Raw genomic sequence first — 15942 nt, forward strand, 5'->3', positions numbered from 1 at the left:
ACCGTACGGCAATCCGTACGGTCTTGGCTTTCTACGTCCTGTTAGCCTTTCTTTCTCAGCGCGTCGGCGATGCGGGACAATCCCTCCAGCATCAGCGTGCGGGGACAGGCAAAGTTGAAACGCGCGAAGCCCGCGCCCTGGCGGCCGAAAGACAGCCCGTCGCTCAGTCCGACCTTGGCGTCATGGATAAGAAACTTTTTCAACGCATCGTGGTCGGTGAAGCGGGTGCGGAAATCGAGCCAGGCTAGGTAGGTGCCCTCCGGTTTCTCCACCCTCACGCCAGGCAGTTCGCGGCGTGCGAAGTCGACCAGCGCATCGGCGTTTGCCCCCAGATAGGAAAGGAGGTTATCCAGCCAGTCTCCGCCCGTTTTGTAGGCCGCCTCGGCGGCTGTCAGTCCGAACAGGTTGCCCTCGCCGATGTCCAGCGCGGCGACCAGGTCGCCGTACCGTCTGTGTTTGTCGGGGTCGGGTAGCACGACGAACGACGTGTAGGTGCCGGCGATGTTGAAGGTCTTGCTGGGAGAAAAGAAGGTAACGCTGGCGTTGGCATACTCTCTGCCCAGTGACGCGAACGGCACGTGGCGGTGGCCGGGGAAGACGAGATCGCAATGAATCTCGTCAGCGAGGACGGTGATGCCGTGCCTCAGGCAGATATCGCCGAGGGTGCGCAGCTCGTCTCGTGTCCAAACGCGACCGACCGGGTTGTGAGGGCTGCAAAGGATCAGCATCTTTACCGTCGGGTCGAGCTTGCGCTCCAGGTCGGCAAGGTCCATCTCCCAGCAGCCGTTCCTTTCCCGGAGGGGATTCTCCACTACCTGGCGGCCGTTCCTGGTAACGCAGGTAAAAAAGGGCGGGTAGACAGGGGGCTGGATTACGATCTTATCACCCGGCGAGGTAAGAGAAAGGACGGCGGCGCTGAGCGAGGCCACCACCCCCGGAGTGTTGAGGATCCAGTCGCGCTCGATTACCCAGCCGTGCCGGCGGGCTTCCCACGCCATCGCCGCGTGAAAAACCTTTTCTTCTTTTGTTTGGTAGCCGTAAACGGGGTGGCTGGCTCTGGCTTGTAGGGCGGCGGCGATTCCCGGGGCGGCGGCGAAGTCCATGTCGGCGACCCAGAACGGCAGCACATCGGTTGTCCCGAAAATCTTTTCGAGCAGGTCCCATTTTTCACAGTCGGTACCGCGTCGCTCGATGGTTGCGTCAAAATTGTAGCTCAATAGAATGCCTCCTTAAATATCAGGGTTTTGGCGGCGCGGTTTTACTTCCGCGAGATGGGCAGCAGCCATCGCCAGGGCGCCGCCGTAAAGAGCGACGATGATGTCCTTCTGGGCGTCCCAGATGTCGCCCTGGGCGCCGAGAAAGATTATGCCGAGGTCGGGGTTGACCATCTCCACGACGATGGCCTCGATACACTCGAAAATGGCGCTGACGGCAACGAGCAGGAGCGGGGAGAAGAAATAAGGCCAGGGAGACGCCACCTTCGCCACCCGCTCCAGCCACTCCTTAAGGGGGTAAGCGAGCAGCAGGCCGAACGAAAAATGAACGATGCGGTCGTAGTGGTTACGACCTAAGCCAAAGCTCTCCTTGAGCCAGTCGCCGGCGGGCACGAAGCTGTACGACCAGTGGGCTCCTATCGCGCATAGCATCAGATAGACGATGACAAGGATGTAAGACAGGTCAGAGAACCGGAAGCGCCGGGCCGAGTAAAGGAAGGGTGGGCCGAGAAGAAAGACTAGGAGATTGTCGAGCACCCAGTCGAATCGGTCGAGCGGCTCGAAAGCGAGATAAATCCACAGGATTAGATAGGCGGCGAAAAAGCCTTTGACTAGCATGGCTGCCTCCTAACGGCTTTGGGCCCTAACGGCCGCGAAGAATTCCCAGATGACGTCGGTGGCGGGCATGGTACCCGGGTCCGTGCCGATATACGAGGCCGGGAACTGGGGCGTGCCGCCCGGCCACAGGTGGCCCAGGCCTTCGACAAGGTAAACGCGCATAGGCAAAGTGGCGCAGGCCAGCGACCTGATTCCCTGGCGGCCGGCAGCCGGCACCAGGCCGTTATCGCAGCCGTTGAGTACTGTCCACTCTCGCAGGCCGTCCAGGAGGGGCGGCTGAGTGAAGGTACCCCAGGGATGGCTGATAGGACCGCCGCCGAGAGGATTATAAGGATCGGCCGTGCCGGCGATGAATAGCGTCGGCACGCGCGGCCTATGGGACGGGGTGGACTGTGGCGGCCAATACGGGCCCGCAACAGGGGCGATGGCGGCGAATTTGTCCGGCAGGAGGGCGGCAGCCCGGAAAGCGAGCGACGCCCCGTTGGAGAATCCGGTCAGAAACACTGCCTTGGTATCGACGGCGTATTTTTTTGCCAGATCGGCCAGCATAATATTAAGAAACTTGACGTCGTCGACACCGCCCAGAAAGCTCTGGCCGCGGCCCGAGCCGTCGTTCCACAACTGGGGATTGGTAAGAAAGCCGGGCGGACTGGTGGGATCGGATCGTACGGCGTCTGGGAACACGACAAGAAACCCTTGCCGGTCGGCCTTTTTATCCCAGGCGGTTTCACCGATCACTCCCGTACCGGTGGCACCGGCGCCGTGCAGCATGATGACGACCGGCAGCGGTTGCTTGCTGCTGTAGCTTGACGGCAGATAAACATTATAAGTGCGCGTCCGGCCGTCTACGACCAGCGAATGGGTGTCGAGCCTGGCTGCGCAGGCAGGCCCCGTGGCCAACGCCAGCAGCAGGGCGGCTGAGACAACAACATTCAAGAGCTTCACCGGCACCCCTCCCCACGACATATATATCCATGTTCTGGGTGGCCGCGCAATATCCTTCCGCAGCTCAGTCGCGCGAAAAAGGGTTTTAGGTCTGAGCCGGGGAAAATCACCTTACTAGGTTTTTCCTCATAAGTTACGCCCGGATTTAATGCCGGAGCTATAATTTAAAAGGAGACGGCGAACGATATGCGTTACGAAGGATTGGTTTACCGTCCGCCCAGTGAGGCGAACAGTCTTTTGATCCAGTGTACGATTGGCTGTCCCCATAACAAGTGCACCTTTTGCCCGATGTACAAAGGGACAGTCTTTCGTATCAGACCGGTTGAAGAGCTCAAGGAAGACCTGCGATCCGCCAGGGAGTATTACGGCGACAAGATCGAGACCATTTTTCTTCCCGACGGCAACACCATCCTCATGAAGACGGAACAGCTACTCGAGATCCTCGCTTTCGCCCGGGAAATGTTCCCGCGGCTTAGTAGGGTGACCAGCTATGGCTCCGCCCGTTTCATCAACCTGAAACCGGCGGCTGATCTGCAACTCTTGCGGGAGGCCGGGCTTACTCGCATTCATTCCGGCATGGAAAGCGGCGACGACCCAGTCCTGGCCGGGATTAGAAAGGGCGCGACAGCGGCGGAAATAATCGCCGCCGGGCTAAAAGTCAAGGCAGCGGGCATGGAACTGAGCGAATACGTCCTGATCGGTATCGGCGGGCGCGGGAGAAGCTGCGAGCACGCCGCCGCCAGCGCCGCCGTCCTGAATGCAATTAACCCGGACTTTATCCGGCTGCGGACCTATATTCCGATACCCGGCACCCCTCTCTACGAAGACTACCGGCAGGGCCGGTTCGATCTCCTGTCCCCGCATGAGGCCCTACGGGAAACGGCAATGTTTATCGAGCATCTTGACGTCACCGGGCAGCTTTTCAGCGACCACAACTCTAACTATGCCTACGTCAACGGCCGGCTGCCGATGGATAAGCAAGCGATGCTCGCTGGGATCGATAAATTGCTGGCCATGCCGGAGGCGGCGTTCCGGTCTCCCGAAGCAGGCGGTTTGTAATGTGCGGAAGGCGGAAAACTCTGGGCGTTTGCCCAGAGTTTTCCGCAGCCCGAGAGCGTTTACTTGTCGCCTTTCTCCGGCACCACCCTGGCGAGTGAGGCCTTGATTTCCTTCAGGGTTCGCACGGCTGTCAGGATGGCGCACTCCCGAGCCTGTTCGTCCCACCAGGCGCAGCGTTCCCGCCGGCAGCCGAACTCGATGAGCGGGCAGGTAAGTCTTTCCATATTACCTCCGGTCACAGGGGGGATAGTATAACATTCGTGCCAGAGGAAAAAATATCCTTTGTTTCGGGAGGAAACCTGTCGGAGGAAAAGAGATACAGAGATAAAGCAAGCAAGGGGGCGATAAAGTGCCGAAAATCACCAGCAGGGCAAAGAGACTGCGCATTTACGTCGGCGAAGCCGATAGATGCCAAGGACTGCCGTTGTACCACGCCATCGTCCGCAAGGCCAAGGAACTGGATATGGCCGGGGCTACCGTTTTTCGCGGCCTGGAAGGTTACGGGGCCAACAGCCGCATCCATACGGCCAGGATCGTCGATCTTTCGTCCGACCTGCTGGTACTCGTAGAGATCGTCGATAGCGAGGAATACATCTCCAAGCTGCTCCCTTTCCTCGATGACATGGTGCAGGAAGGAATGGTCACAACTGAAGATATCGAAGTCATCAAATACGGCCGCAATCCGCCGAAGCGGTAGCGTGGCCGCGCAAAGCGAGGAATCCCGATGCTGAAAATTGTCGCCGTCGCCGTCGGTGGCAGCTGCGGGGCGGTTGCCCGCTACCTCGTGTCGCTGTGGGCCGCGGACCGCTTCGGCGCCGCATTCCCGTATGGCACGCTGGTCGCCAACATTGTGGGTTGCTTCATAATCGGCGCCTTTATGACCATTGCTACCGAGCGGTTTATTGTCAGTCCTCACTGGCGGCTTCTGGTGACCGTCGGCTTCGTCGGCGGGCTGACGACCTTCTCGTCTTTCAGCTACGAAACCTTCAAGCTGCTGGAGGATGCCCAAACCGCTCTGGCGTTTTACAACCTGGCGCTTAACGTTGGCGTCGGCTTTGCGGCCACCTGGTTGGGAATAGGCATTAGCCGCCTGCTTTGAAGCGAAAAGGGAGGATACATAATGAAGGTATTCCTATGGCGGCACAACCGCCGTTTGCACAGCTGGAGCATGATAAACGAGCCCAACGTTCACCAGTCCTTTTACACCGACGCCGTCGCGGTCGTCCAGGCGGACTCGCCGGAAGAAGCCCTTCGTCTCCTCGCGGCCCGTGAACCGGAGTGGGTCATTGAAGAATTGCAACGTCTCGAACCCAAAGTTTTTGTCGCCACGGAATCGGCAATAATCTTCGCCGACGTGCGCGGCGACTGACGGGGGGGCAGCAATGAAGGCGACACGCCGATGGCTTGCCGGCATCGCGGCGCTCCTGATGCTGGCGGCCTCACTCCTGGCCTATTCCCATATAAAAAAGCCTGAACAGGAAAGACCGGACCTTTTTTCGCAGGGGTCCATCGTCATCGGCCCGGCGCAGGCGGTCGGAAAGTTGCTGGTCGTTCACGGCGACGCTGTAATCTCCGGTCAGGTCGACGGGTGGCTGGCCGTAATCGGCGGCGATGTTCTTTTCCGGCCCGGTGGCCGGGTCAAAGGTCCGCTGCTCATCCTCGGCGGCTATCTCAAGGGCGACCCCGGAGCAGCAATTTCTCTCCCCGTTAAACTCATTTTACCGCCTGGGTCGCCGCTGGCCGGGGTGCTCGCCTGGGGCCTGGGCGGTATGGCGACAGCGGTGATGCTGTCGACGGCCTGGATAATATGGCGGCTGGCAAGATACCTGCGGCGGACGCCGCTGTTCGGCCGCGTGCAGGCCGTGCTGCGCGACAACAGGGAGCGATGGCCGGGGATTTACGCCCTTGCCGGCCTGGCGGTGTGCGGCTTGTTACTGGCGCTGTTCGTTCACCTTACCGAGGAAACCATCTACCATCAGGAAACCGAGCTTATCGACAGGGCGGTCATCTGGCTTGTACACACGCTAGCTACACCGGCCGCCGATCAGGCGATGATCGCCATCACCGCCCTCGGCTCGGGGGCCGTATACGCCGTCGTAGCGCCCCTTGCTCTCGGTGTCTTGCTGTGGCTGCGGCTGCGGCGCGAAGCTGCCACCCTTGCCGTTTGTCTCGTGGGAGCCTCCGCGCTCAACTGGCTGCTCAAGAGTCTGTTCGAGCGGGCCCGCCCCGACCTATTCAAAGTAATTAGCGCCACCGGCTACAGCTTTCCCAGTGGTCACGCCATGGTCTCCCTCTGCTTCTACGGCATGGCGGCTTATCTCCTCTGCCGCCACATCCGGGGCCTGCAGGCGCAAATTGTTGTCTACAGTCTTGCGGCCGTGCTGGTAAGCGCCATCGGCTTCAGCCGCATCTATCTGGGCGTCCACTATCCCAGCGATGTGCTTGGCGGCTATTTCGCCGGCGGCACGTGGCTGATTCTCTGCGTTTCGTTGCTATGGTGGTGGGAGATGGAGAAATAGGCCGCAGGAAAAAGCTATGGCCTGGATACGATCACCAGGCAGGATTTTTTGCCAGCAAGAGGGAAAATATATAGGTCAGAGTATAATACGCAACTTCTTTAGAGGTGAGAACGTGGATTTTGGTTTGGGGAAAGTCCTGCCCATAAAAATCGAAGAGGAGATGAAAAACTCCTACATTAATTACGCCATGAGCGTAATCGTCATGCGGGCACTGCCCGACGTGCGCGACGGACTGAAACCGGTTCACCGGCGGATACTCTATGCGATGCACGAAGCGGGCATGGCGCCCAACAAGCCGCACAAAAAATCGGCCCGTATCGTCGGTGAAGTCCTTGGTAAATACCATCCCCACGGCGACTCGTCCGTCTATGACGCCATCGTCCGTATGGCGCAGGACTTTTCCACCCGCTACATGCTCGTCGACGGCCACGGCAACTTCGGCTCGGTAGACGGCGACTCGGCTGCGGCCATGCGTTACACCGAAGTGCGCATGTCGCGCATCGCCGAGGAAATGCTGGCCGATATCGATAAAGACACCGTAAACTTCGTCCCCAACTACGACGAATCGCTCAAAGAGCCCAGCGTTCTGCCGTCCAAGGTTCCCAACCTGCTTATCAACGGCTCGGCCGGCATCGCCGTTGGCATGGCCACCAACATCCCGCCCCACAACCTTGGCGAGGTGGTCGACGGCGTCATAATGATGATCGACAACCCTGAGGTCACGGTAAAAGACCTGATGACCGTCATAAAAGGCCCCGACTTCCCCACCGCCGGCCTCATCCTCGGCCATGCCGGCATAAGGGACGCCTACAACACCGGGCGAGGCTCGGTAAAAATGCGCGCCCAGGCCCGTATCGAAAAAATGACCAACGGCAAATACCGCATCCTCGTTACCGAAATTCCCTACCAGGTAAACAAAGCGCGCCTCATTGAGAACATCGCCGCTCTCGTCAGAGACAAAGTAATAGACGGCATCACCGACCTCCGCGACGAGAGCGACCGCTCCGGAATGCGCATCGTCATTGAGCTAAGGCGGGATGTCAACGCCGAAATTATCCTCAATCAGCTTTATAAGCACACCCAAATGCAGGATACCTTCGGCGTCAACATGCTAGCCCTCGTGGACGGCCAGCCTCGCACCCTCAACCTCGCCGAGGTCCTTCGCTACTACATCGAGCATCAGAAAGAAGTCATTATCCGCCGCACCCAGTTCGAACTGGCGAAGGCAAAAGACCGCGCCCATATCCTTGAAGGCCTGAAAATCGCTCTCGACAACCTGGACGCGGTCATCACCACCATCCGCCAGTCACGCACCGTCGACATCGCCCGCGAAGCGCTGCAGACCAACTTCGGCCTCAGCGAAAAACAGGCCCAGGCCATCCTTGAGATGCGCCTCCAGCGCCTCACCGGCCTGGAGCGCGAAAAGATCGAGCAGGAATACAAGGATATCCTCGAAACAATCGAATACCTGGAAGGCATTTTGGCGGATGAACAAAAAGTCCTCAATGTAATCAAAGAAGAATTGCTCGATGTCAAAAAGCGCTTCGGCGATGCACGCCGCACCGTTATCACCACCGACGCCTCAAGTTTTGACGTCGAGGACCTCATCGCCGAGGAAGACGTGGTCATCACTCTTACCCACGGCGGCTACATCAAACGCCTCCCCGTCGACACCTACCGCAGCCAGCGGCGTGGCGGCCGAGGTGTAACAGGCATGGGTACAAAGGAAGAGGACTTCGTCGAACACCTCTTCGTAGCCACAACCCATCACAACATCCTCTTTTTCACAAACCGCGGACGGATGTACAGGCTGAAAGCCTACGAAATTCCCGAAGCCAGCCGCACCGCCAAAGGCACAGCGATTGTCAACCTGCTGACACTGGAGAATCGGGAAAAGGTTACTGCCGTCGTATCGGTCAAAGAATTCGACGCCCGCCGCTTTCTGTTTATGGCCACTAAAAAGGGCGTTGTCAAAAAAACCGAACTGATGGAGTACGATACCGCCCGTCGTGTCGGTCTGATCGGCATCGTTCTCGACGAAGACGACGACCTAATCGACGTTAAGCTAACCAACGGCGAGATGCATATCCTGCTGGGCACCGAGAAAGGCATGGCCATTAACTTCGCGGAAGGCGACGTCCGTCCGATGGGCCGCGCAACGCGTGGTATGCGCGGCATCGCCCTGCGCAAAGGCGACTATGTCGTCGGCATGGAAACCGTCAAACAGGACGGCGAGCTCCTCACGGTTACCGAAGCCGGCTACGGCAAGCGAACCGCTATCGACGAATATCGGCCGCAGACCCGGGGCGGCGTCGGCATCATCAACAACAAAGTTACCGATAAGACTGGCAAAGTCGTCGGCATCAAAGTCGTTCGGCCGGGCCAGGAGATAATGCTTATTACCGGCGAAGGCATCGTCATCCGTATCGACATCGAGGAAATATCGGTCATCAGCCGCAACACTCAAGGCGTCCGGCTGATGCGTATCGACGAAAACGACAAACTGGTCGCCGTGGCCGCCGTTGAAAAGAAAGGCGAATCAGACTAGCCGGGCCCCCGGTAAAGCTCGCGCGCCCCTCCCGGGGCGCCTTTTTGTCTCCATATGCATATTTTCTTTCGCCGCGAACAAAATATATTACGATAATTGCGAAAATGGCGCAAACGCCCTTGACAGTAGGCGGAAAGCCATGCTATCATATAAAAGCTGCCCCCCACGGGCACCAAAAAATGCATATTGACATGACCTGAGAGTTATGTTAATATAACAAAGTCGCCGCAAGCGGGCTGGACGAAAAGGCCAGCCGAGGCAAGCAGCGGCAAAGATGGAAAAAAGAGAGTGTTGACAGAGCCGATGAGGATATGTTAACATAAAGATCCGGTCAAACGCCGGACAGTGTTCCTTGAAAACTGAACAATGTAGGTAAAATTAAGCCAGATGTGCGGGCTGCGCTTCCTCGGGAGCGTAGTCAAAAAAGACACAATCGATTCAAACGAGCCATCAAAGGCTCCAAAGAATACAATTTTTTGGAGAGTTTGATCCTGGCTCAGGACGAACGCTGGCGGCGTGCTTAACACATGCAAGTCGAACGGGGAGTTAGCAATAACTCCTAGTGGCGAACGGGTGAGTAACGCGTAGACAACCTACCTTCTAGCTGGGGACAACACCGCGAAAGTGGTGCTAATACCGAATGTGATGCCTAAGGTGCATACCTTAGGCAAGAAAGATGGCCTCTACATGTAAGCTATCGCTAGAAGATGGGTCTGCGTCTGATTAGCTAGTAGGCGGGGTAAAAGCCCACCTAGGCGACGATCAGTAGCCGGTCTGAGAGGATGAACGGCCACACTGGGACTGAGACACGGCCCAGACTCCTACGGGAGGCAGCAGTGGGGAATCTTCCGCAATGGACGAAAGTCTGACGGAGCAACGCCGCGTGAGTGACGAAGGCCTTCGGGTTGTAAAGCTCTGTTATCGGGGAAGAACACTTTCCATGTGAACAATGTGGGAAGATGACGGTACCCGAGGAGGAAGCCACGGCTAACTACGTGCCAGCAGCCGCGGTAATACGTAGGTGGCGAGCGTTGTCCGGAATTATTGGGCGTAAAGCGCGCGCAGGCGGGATATTAAGTCTCATTTAAAAGTGCGGGGCTCAACCCCGTGATGGGTGAGAAACTAATATTCTTGAGTGCCGGAGAGGAAAGCGGAATTCCCAGTGTAGCGGTGAAATGCGTAGATATTGGGAGGAACACCAGTGGCGAAGGCGGCTTTCTGGACGGTGTCTGACGCTGAGGCGCGAAAGCCAGGGGAGCGAACGGGATTAGATACCCCGGTAGTCCTGGCCGTAAACGATGGGTACTAGGTGTAGGGGGTATCGACCCCTCCTGTGCCGGAGTTAACGCAATAAGTACCCCGCCTGGGGAGTACGGCCGCAAGGTTGAAACTCAAAGGAATTGACGGGGGCCCGCACAAGCGGTGGAGTATGTGGTTTAATTCGACGCAACGCGAAGAACCTTACCAGGGCTTGACATTGAGTGAAACACTCAGAGATGAGTGCCTGTCTTCGGACACACGAAAACAGGTGGTGCATGGCTGTCGTCAGCTCGTGTCGTGAGATGTTGGGTTAAGTCCCGCAACGAGCGCAACCCTTATCCTTTGTTGCCAGCACGTAAAGGTGGGAACTCAAGGGAGACTGCCGCAGACAATGCGGAGGAAGGCGGGGATGACGTCAAGTCATCATGCCCCTTATGTCCTGGGCTACACACGTACTACAATGGGCTCTAATAGAGGGCAGCGAAGCCGCGAGGCAGAGCGAATCCCAAAAACGAGCTCTCAGTTCGGATCGGAGGCTGCAACCCGCCTCCGTGAAGTCGGAATCGCTAGTAATCGCAGATCAGCATGCTGCGGTGAATACGTTCCCGGGCCTTGTACACACCGCCCGTCACACCACGAGAGTCTGCAACACCCGAAGTCGGTGAGGTAACCAGCAATGGGGCCAGCCGCCGAAGGTGGGGCCGATGATTGGGGTGAAGTCGTAACAAGGTAGCCGTATCGGAAGGTGCGGCTGGATCACCTCCTTTCTATGGAGAACTCGGGAGTGAAACATCTCCCGGTATCCAAGGTCGGACACATCTGGCAAAGAACATTAGACGCACGATATGTCGTGGCAGTAATGCTCACCCTACATTGTTTAGTTTTGAGGGAACACCAGTTACCAGAAAGTACATGTTGAAAAACATAAGCGAGTATGGTAACATAAGTGATCCTGGCAGGGACGGGAACATGAATCCTAAACCTGCAACCAGCTCCTTGAAAACAGCACAGAAGAAAGTGAAGTTAAAAAACCTCTCTATGTAAGTAGAGAAGTTCTTAACGAGCACATTAGGATTAGGCAAGGTGAAGCAAAGCTACATTAGCAAAGCTTAGGTTGGCTGTGTGCCAACCGTAATAAGTCAAGCTAGTAAGGGCATACGGCGGATGCCTTGGCGCCAACAGCCGAAGAAGGACGCGGTAAGCTGCGAAAAACTGAGGGGAGCCGCAAGCAGGCATAGATCCTCAGGTCTCCGAATGGGGGAACCCGGCGGTGGTAATGCACCGTCACCCACGCTTTAAGCGTGAGGAGGGCACCCGGGGAACTGAAACATCTAAGTACCCGGAGGAAAAGTAATCAAACGAGATTCCCTAAGTAGCGGCGAGCGAACGGGGAAGAGCCCAAACCAGGGAGCTTCGGCTCCTTGGGGTTGAGGACCAGCATAATCTTGGTCAGGTCTAGTCGAACTACCTGGAAAGGTAGGCCACAGAAGGTAAGAGCCCTGTAGGCGAAAGACAGAGCCAAGTGGCTGGTATCCAGAGTACCACGGGACACGAGAAACCCTGTGGGAAGCAGGGGGGACCACCCTCCAAGGCAAAATACTCGTTGGCGACCGATAGCGCATAGTACCGTGAGGGAAAGGTGAAAAGCACCCCGGGAGGGGAGTGAAAAAGTACCTGAAACCGTATGTCTACAAGCAGTCGAAGCTGTAAAAGGCGACGGCGTGCCTATTGAAGAATGAACCGGCGAGTTACAGTCACTAGCGAGGTTAAGTGGGAAACACGGAGCCGCAGCGAAAGCGAGTCTTAATAGGGCGACAGTTAGTGATTGTAGACCCGAAACCGCAGTGATCTATCCATGACCAGGGTGAAGCGTAGGTAAAATTACGTGGAGGCCCGAACCCGTGAGCGTTGAAAAGCTTTGGGATGAGTTGTGGATAGGGGTGAAATGCCAATCGAACGCGGAGATAGCTGGTTCTCCCCGAAATAGCTTTAGGGCTAGCCTCAAGTGATGACTTACGACGGTAGAGCTCTGATTGGGCTAGGGGCCGTTAGGTTACCGAACTCTGTCAAACTGCGAATGGAGTAAGTTTAACTTGGGAGTCAGACTGCGAGTGCTAAGATCCGTAGTCAAGAGGGAAACAGCCCAGACCATCAGCTAAGGTCCCCAATGCCGTGCTAAGTGGCAAAGGATGTGGCGATACAAAAACAACCAGGATGTTGGCTTAGAAGCAGCCACCATTAAAAGAGTGCGTAATAGCTCACTGGTCGAGTGTCGCTGCGCCGAAAATGTCCGGGGCTAAAGCACGGAACCGAAGCTATGGCTTGAACGAAAGTTCAGGGGTAGGGGAGCGTTCCTACTGGGTCGAAGTCGCATCGGAAGGTGCGGTGGACTGGTAGGAAGTGAGAATGCCGGTATGAGTAGCGAAAAGGAAGGTGAGAATCCTTCCCACCGAAAGCCTAAGGATTCCTGAGGAAGGATCGTCCGCTCAGGGTAAGTCGGGACCTAAGCCGAGGCGTAGATGCGTAGGCGATGGACAACTGGTTGATATTCCAGTACCACCCCAAGTCGTTTGAGTGATGGAGTGACACAGTAAGGTAGGTAATCGCGAGGATGGAAATTCGCGTCTAAACTAGTAGGGTGTTTGGGAGGCAAATCCCCCAAACGAAAAGCCTGAGAAGTGACGGGGAGCCGATAGCGATATTGGCGAACTTACTGACCCTAGACTGTCAAGAAAAGCTTCTAGCGAGACTTGTGGGTGCCCGTACCGCAAACCGACACAGGTAGGCGGGGAGAGAATCCTAAGGTGCGCGGGAGAACCCTCGTTAAGGAACTCGGCAAAATGTCCCCGTAACTTCGGGAGAAGGGGAGCCCTGGGACGTGTAGATTAGAAACGATTGAAGCGTCCTGGGGTCGCAGAAGAGAGGCCCAAGCGACTGTTTACCACAAACACAGGTGCCTGCTAAAGCGAAAGCTGACGTATAGGTGCTGACACCTGCCCGGTGCTGGAAGGTTAAGGGGAGTGCTTAGAAGCAATTCGAAGGTGTGAACCGAAGCCCCAGTAAACGGCGGCCGTAACTATAACGGTCCTAAGGTAGCGAAATTCCTTGTCGGGTAAGTTCCGACCCGCACGAAAGGTGTAACGACTTGGGCACTGTCTCAACGAGGGACCCGGTGAAATTGAAATACCTGTGAAGATGCAGGTTACCCGCGACTGGACAGAAAGACCCCATGGAGCTTTACTGCAGCCTGGCATTGGATTTTGGTAAATCATGTACAGGATAGGTGGGAGACTTAGAAGCGAGGACGCAAGTCTTGGTGGAGTCGCCCTTGGGATACCACCCTTGATTTACTGGAGTTCTAACTGAAGAAGTAACGACTCTCAGGACAGTGCCAGGTGGGCAGTTTGACTGGGGCGGTCGCCTCCGAAAGTGTAACGGAGGCGCCCAAAGGTTCCCTCAGCGCGGTTGGAAATCGCGCGCAGAGTGCAAAGGCAGAAGGGAGCTTGACTGCGAGTCAGACAAGACGAGCAGGGACGAAAGTCGGGCTTAGTGATCCGGTGGTACCGAGTGGAAGGGCCATCGCTCAACGGATAAAAGCTACCCTGGGGATAACAGGCTAATCTCTCCCAAGAGTCCATATCGACGGGGAGGTTTGGCACCTCGATGTCGGCTCATCACATCCTGGGGCTGAAGTAGGTCCCAAGGGTTGGGCTGTTCGCCCATTAAAGTGGTACGTGAGCTGGGTTCAGAACGTCGTGAGACAGTTCGGTCCCTATCCATCGCGGGCGTAAGAGACTTGAGGGGAACTGCTCCTAGTACGAGAGGACCGGAGTGGACTGACCAATGGTGTACCAGTTATCCCGCCAGGGGTACAGCTGGGTAGCTACGTCGGGAACGGATAAACGCTGAAAGCATCTAAGCGTGAAACCGGCCTCAAGATGAGGTCTCTCACAGCATAAGCTGGTAAGGCCCCTTGTAGAACACGAGGTTGATAGGCCAGGAGTGTAAGGGCAGTAATGTCTTCAGCTGACTGGTACTAATAGGCCGAGGGCTTGACTTATGGCCAGACACACAGCGCTTCAGCGCTGATGTGGTCGGCAAGTTCTGAGCGTAGCGAAGAACATCCTATGTCTAATCCAAGCAAATGTGCATACACTTTCTTCTGTGATGTTTTGAGGGAGCGTACTTTTAAGAGATGCTTACCTCTACAATCTGGTGCCGATAGCTGTGGGGTCCCACCCGTTCCCATACCGAACACGGCAGTTAAGCCCACATACGCCGAAAGTACTTGGCTGGAAACGGCCTGGGAGGATAGGTAGGCGCCGGTTAGACAGAGTACCGCTAAGGTACTCTGTCTGTCTCTCACATCGCGGGGTGGAGCAGCTGGCAGCTCGTCGGGCTCATAACCCGAAGGTCGCAGGTTCAAATCCTGCCCCCGCAACCAAATTATCAATAACATCTGGTGCCGATAGCTGTGGGGTTCCACCCGTTCCCATACCGAACACGGCAGTTAAGCCCACATACGCCGAAAGTACTTGGCTGGAAACGGCCTGGGAGGATAGGTAGGCGCCGGTTAAGCGCAAAACAAAACCCCGTTCGTTTTACGAACGGGGTTTTGTGCTGTTTCATGTACCGGCAGGAGATGATGTATATTGCTAGAAGGAATACATATACACTGATTGGGGGAGTAGTCATGATGTGCGGATCAAGATTCAAAGCATGGCTGGCTGTGGCCGTAATAGTCGTTGTAATGGCGCTTGCCATGCCGGTAAATGCGGCAAAGCACGACGTCCCTGCCGCGATAACCAAAGTTATTGGATTGTATGAAGGCGCTAGTGATAAGTTTCTTTTGCGTGAAAACGACGGTCACGTAGAAATGGTTTACGATATGGGCGACAGGAACAGCGCCCCGTTCTCTCTTTATGCCGTTTTTCCCTTACAGGTCATCGCGGCTGATGAATATCAGCTTATTATTGCCAGCCCGCTAAGAAAGGCTACCGGGAAAGTTTATATCGAACGTGACGCTAGTGGGTTCGGAAACGTATGTCTAGTGGGGCCGGATGCCTATAACCGCCGTTTTTTCGATCCAGAGTTAGGGAAGACGTATCGTCTGAAGGCGCAGTATTCTTTGGAGGAATTGCGTCGGCTGGCGGCAACGGCAAGCCCGCCTCCAGAACAGGGGACGTTTTTGCACCCAGACCTTATCAATGTGGCAACTCTCGACTCTTCGATCCATCTCGATATCCGCTACGCGACCGACAACAACTTTATCGGCGCTCCTCTTTACGACCGGCCGCGGGCCTACCTGCAGCGCCCGGCGGCGGAGGCGCTAGTGCGCGTACATAAAAAACTCGTTTCCCACGGATACGGGCTGATTATTCACGACGCATACCGGCCGTGGGCAGTGACGAAGATGTTCTGGGACGCTACACCGGAGGCGCAGAAGATGTTTGTCGCCGATCCCGCCAAAGGATCCCGTCATAACCGGGGCGGGGCTGTGGACCTTTCGCTCTATGACCTATCTACTGGCCGCCCCATTGCTATGATCAGCGGCTACGACGAATTTTCCTTGCGGGCTCATCCGGGTTATCCAGGCGGCACCGCCCTGGAGAGAGGGCGCCGTGACCTGCTGCGCATCTACATGGAGGCCGAAGGTTTTACCGTTTATGAGGAAGAGTGGTGGCATTTCGATTATAAAGATTGGCGCAGTTATCCGATAATGAATCTTTCGTTCGCCGAACTCGATGACGCCAGCGGTCGATAAGCGTTTGACTAAGGT

At 56.4% G+C, this 15942-nt stretch carries 11 protein-coding genes, 1 tRNA gene and 4 rRNA genes; 12 read left to right on the forward strand and 4 right to left on the reverse strand.

Going from position 1 to position 15942, the window contains the following annotated elements; translation table 11 throughout:
- Nucleotides 1-41: 41 nt before the first annotated feature.
- From Q4T40_19495 to Q4T40_19505, 3 genes are read right to left on the reverse strand one after another with little or no spacing between them, the layout of a single operon-like run.
- Nucleotides 42-1217, reverse strand: coding sequence for a PatB family C-S lyase (locus Q4T40_19495; protein MDT8903421.1), 1176 nt, complete (start codon nucleotides 1215-1217; stop codon nucleotides 42-44).
- A gap of 12 nt (nucleotides 1218-1229) precedes the next feature.
- Nucleotides 1230-1832 carry a DUF2238 domain-containing protein gene (locus Q4T40_19500; GenBank protein ID MDT8903422.1) on the reverse strand — a complete coding sequence of 201 codons (603 nt, stop codon included), beginning with the start codon at nucleotides 1830-1832 and terminating at the stop codon, nucleotides 1230-1232.
- A gap of 9 nt (nucleotides 1833-1841) precedes the next feature.
- On the reverse strand, nucleotides 1842-2777 hold the full coding sequence (locus Q4T40_19505; GenBank protein MDT8903423.1) for an alpha/beta hydrolase-fold protein: 936 nt from the start codon (nucleotides 2775-2777) through the stop codon (nucleotides 1842-1844).
- Between the two features lie 186 nt (nucleotides 2778-2963).
- Here Q4T40_19505 and Q4T40_19510 point away from each other — a divergent pair, with 186 nt between their 5' ends.
- Nucleotides 2964-3836, forward strand: coding sequence for a radical SAM protein (locus Q4T40_19510; protein ID MDT8903424.1), 873 nt, complete (start codon nucleotides 2964-2966; stop codon nucleotides 3834-3836).
- A 59-nt stretch (nucleotides 3837-3895) separates the two neighbouring features.
- Here Q4T40_19510 and Q4T40_19515 read toward each other — a convergent pair whose 3' ends face one another.
- Complete coding sequence (locus tag Q4T40_19515) at nucleotides 3896-4060, reverse strand: hypothetical protein (GenBank protein MDT8903425.1); 165 nt, start codon at nucleotides 4058-4060, stop codon at nucleotides 3896-3898.
- Nucleotides 4061-4185: 125 nt separating this feature from the next.
- Here Q4T40_19515 and Q4T40_19520 point away from each other — a divergent pair, with 125 nt between their 5' ends.
- From Q4T40_19520 to Q4T40_19570, 11 genes are all read left to right on the forward strand, one after another.
- Nucleotides 4186-4533, forward strand: coding sequence for a DUF190 domain-containing protein (locus Q4T40_19520; protein ID MDT8903426.1), 348 nt, complete (start codon nucleotides 4186-4188; stop codon nucleotides 4531-4533).
- A 27-nt stretch (nucleotides 4534-4560) separates the two neighbouring features.
- The gene (gene crcB, locus Q4T40_19525) at nucleotides 4561-4935 is read left to right on the forward strand and encodes a fluoride efflux transporter CrcB (GenBank protein MDT8903427.1); all 375 of its coding nucleotides are present in this window, start codon (nucleotides 4561-4563) and stop codon (nucleotides 4933-4935) included.
- A 21-nt stretch (nucleotides 4936-4956) separates the two neighbouring features.
- The gene (locus tag Q4T40_19530) at nucleotides 4957-5205 is read left to right on the forward strand and encodes a hypothetical protein (protein ID MDT8903428.1); all 249 of its coding nucleotides are present in this window, start codon (nucleotides 4957-4959) and stop codon (nucleotides 5203-5205) included.
- A gap of 13 nt (nucleotides 5206-5218) precedes the next feature.
- The gene (locus Q4T40_19535) at nucleotides 5219-6355 is read left to right on the forward strand and encodes a phosphatase PAP2 family protein (GenBank protein ID MDT8903429.1); all 1137 of its coding nucleotides are present in this window, start codon (nucleotides 5219-5221) and stop codon (nucleotides 6353-6355) included.
- Between the two features lie 112 nt (nucleotides 6356-6467).
- Nucleotides 6468-8903 carry a DNA gyrase subunit A gene (gyrA, locus tag Q4T40_19540; protein MDT8903430.1) on the forward strand — a complete coding sequence of 812 codons (2436 nt, stop codon included), beginning with the start codon at nucleotides 6468-6470 and terminating at the stop codon, nucleotides 8901-8903.
- Nucleotides 8904-9376: 473 nt separating this feature from the next.
- Nucleotides 9377-10930 (forward strand): 16S ribosomal RNA (locus Q4T40_19545).
- A gap of 370 nt (nucleotides 10931-11300) precedes the next feature.
- Nucleotides 11301-14223 (forward strand): 23S ribosomal RNA (locus Q4T40_19550).
- A gap of 151 nt (nucleotides 14224-14374) precedes the next feature.
- A 5S ribosomal RNA gene (gene rrf, locus Q4T40_19555) occupies nucleotides 14375-14491 on the forward strand.
- 40 nt (nucleotides 14492-14531) lie between these two features.
- Nucleotides 14532-14607, forward strand: a tRNA-Met gene (locus Q4T40_19560).
- 14 nt (nucleotides 14608-14621) lie between these two features.
- A 5S ribosomal RNA gene (gene rrf, locus Q4T40_19565) occupies nucleotides 14622-14738 on the forward strand.
- Together the 16S, 23S and 5S rRNA genes with 1 tRNA gene alongside form the textbook arrangement of a ribosomal RNA operon.
- Before the next feature lie 118 nt (nucleotides 14739-14856).
- The gene (locus tag Q4T40_19570) at nucleotides 14857-15927 is read left to right on the forward strand and encodes a M15 family metallopeptidase (protein MDT8903431.1); all 1071 of its coding nucleotides are present in this window, start codon (nucleotides 14857-14859) and stop codon (nucleotides 15925-15927) included.
- Nucleotides 15928-15942 lie beyond the last annotated feature (15 nt).

This window comes from Selenomonadales bacterium 4137-cl (assembly GCA_032334055.1).
Classification (GTDB): Bacteria; Bacillota; Negativicutes; order Sporomusales; family UBA7701; genus Anaeroselena; species Anaeroselena agilis.

Excerpts from the sequence above, each read along its gene's own strand:
- Q4T40_19570 (MDT8903431.1), top strand. The coding sequence starts at position 14,857 with ATGATGTGCGGATCAAGATTCAAAGCATGGCTGGCTGTGGCCGTAATA.
- Q4T40_19510 (MDT8903424.1), top strand. The coding sequence starts at position 2,964 with ATGCGTTACGAAGGATTGGTTTACCGTCCGCCCAGTGAGGCGAACAGT.
- Q4T40_19515 (MDT8903425.1), bottom strand. The coding sequence starts at position 4,060 with ATGGAAAGACTTACCTGCCCGCTCATCGAGTTCGGCTGCCGGCGGGAA.
- Q4T40_19500 (MDT8903422.1), bottom strand. The coding sequence starts at position 1,832 with ATGCTAGTCAAAGGCTTTTTCGCCGCCTATCTAATCCTGTGGATTTAT.
- crcB (MDT8903427.1), top strand. The coding sequence starts at position 4,561 with ATGCTGAAAATTGTCGCCGTCGCCGTCGGTGGCAGCTGCGGGGCGGTT.
- Q4T40_19530 (MDT8903428.1), top strand. The coding sequence starts at position 4,957 with ATGAAGGTATTCCTATGGCGGCACAACCGCCGTTTGCACAGCTGGAGC.
- Q4T40_19535 (MDT8903429.1), top strand. The coding sequence starts at position 5,219 with ATGAAGGCGACACGCCGATGGCTTGCCGGCATCGCGGCGCTCCTGATG.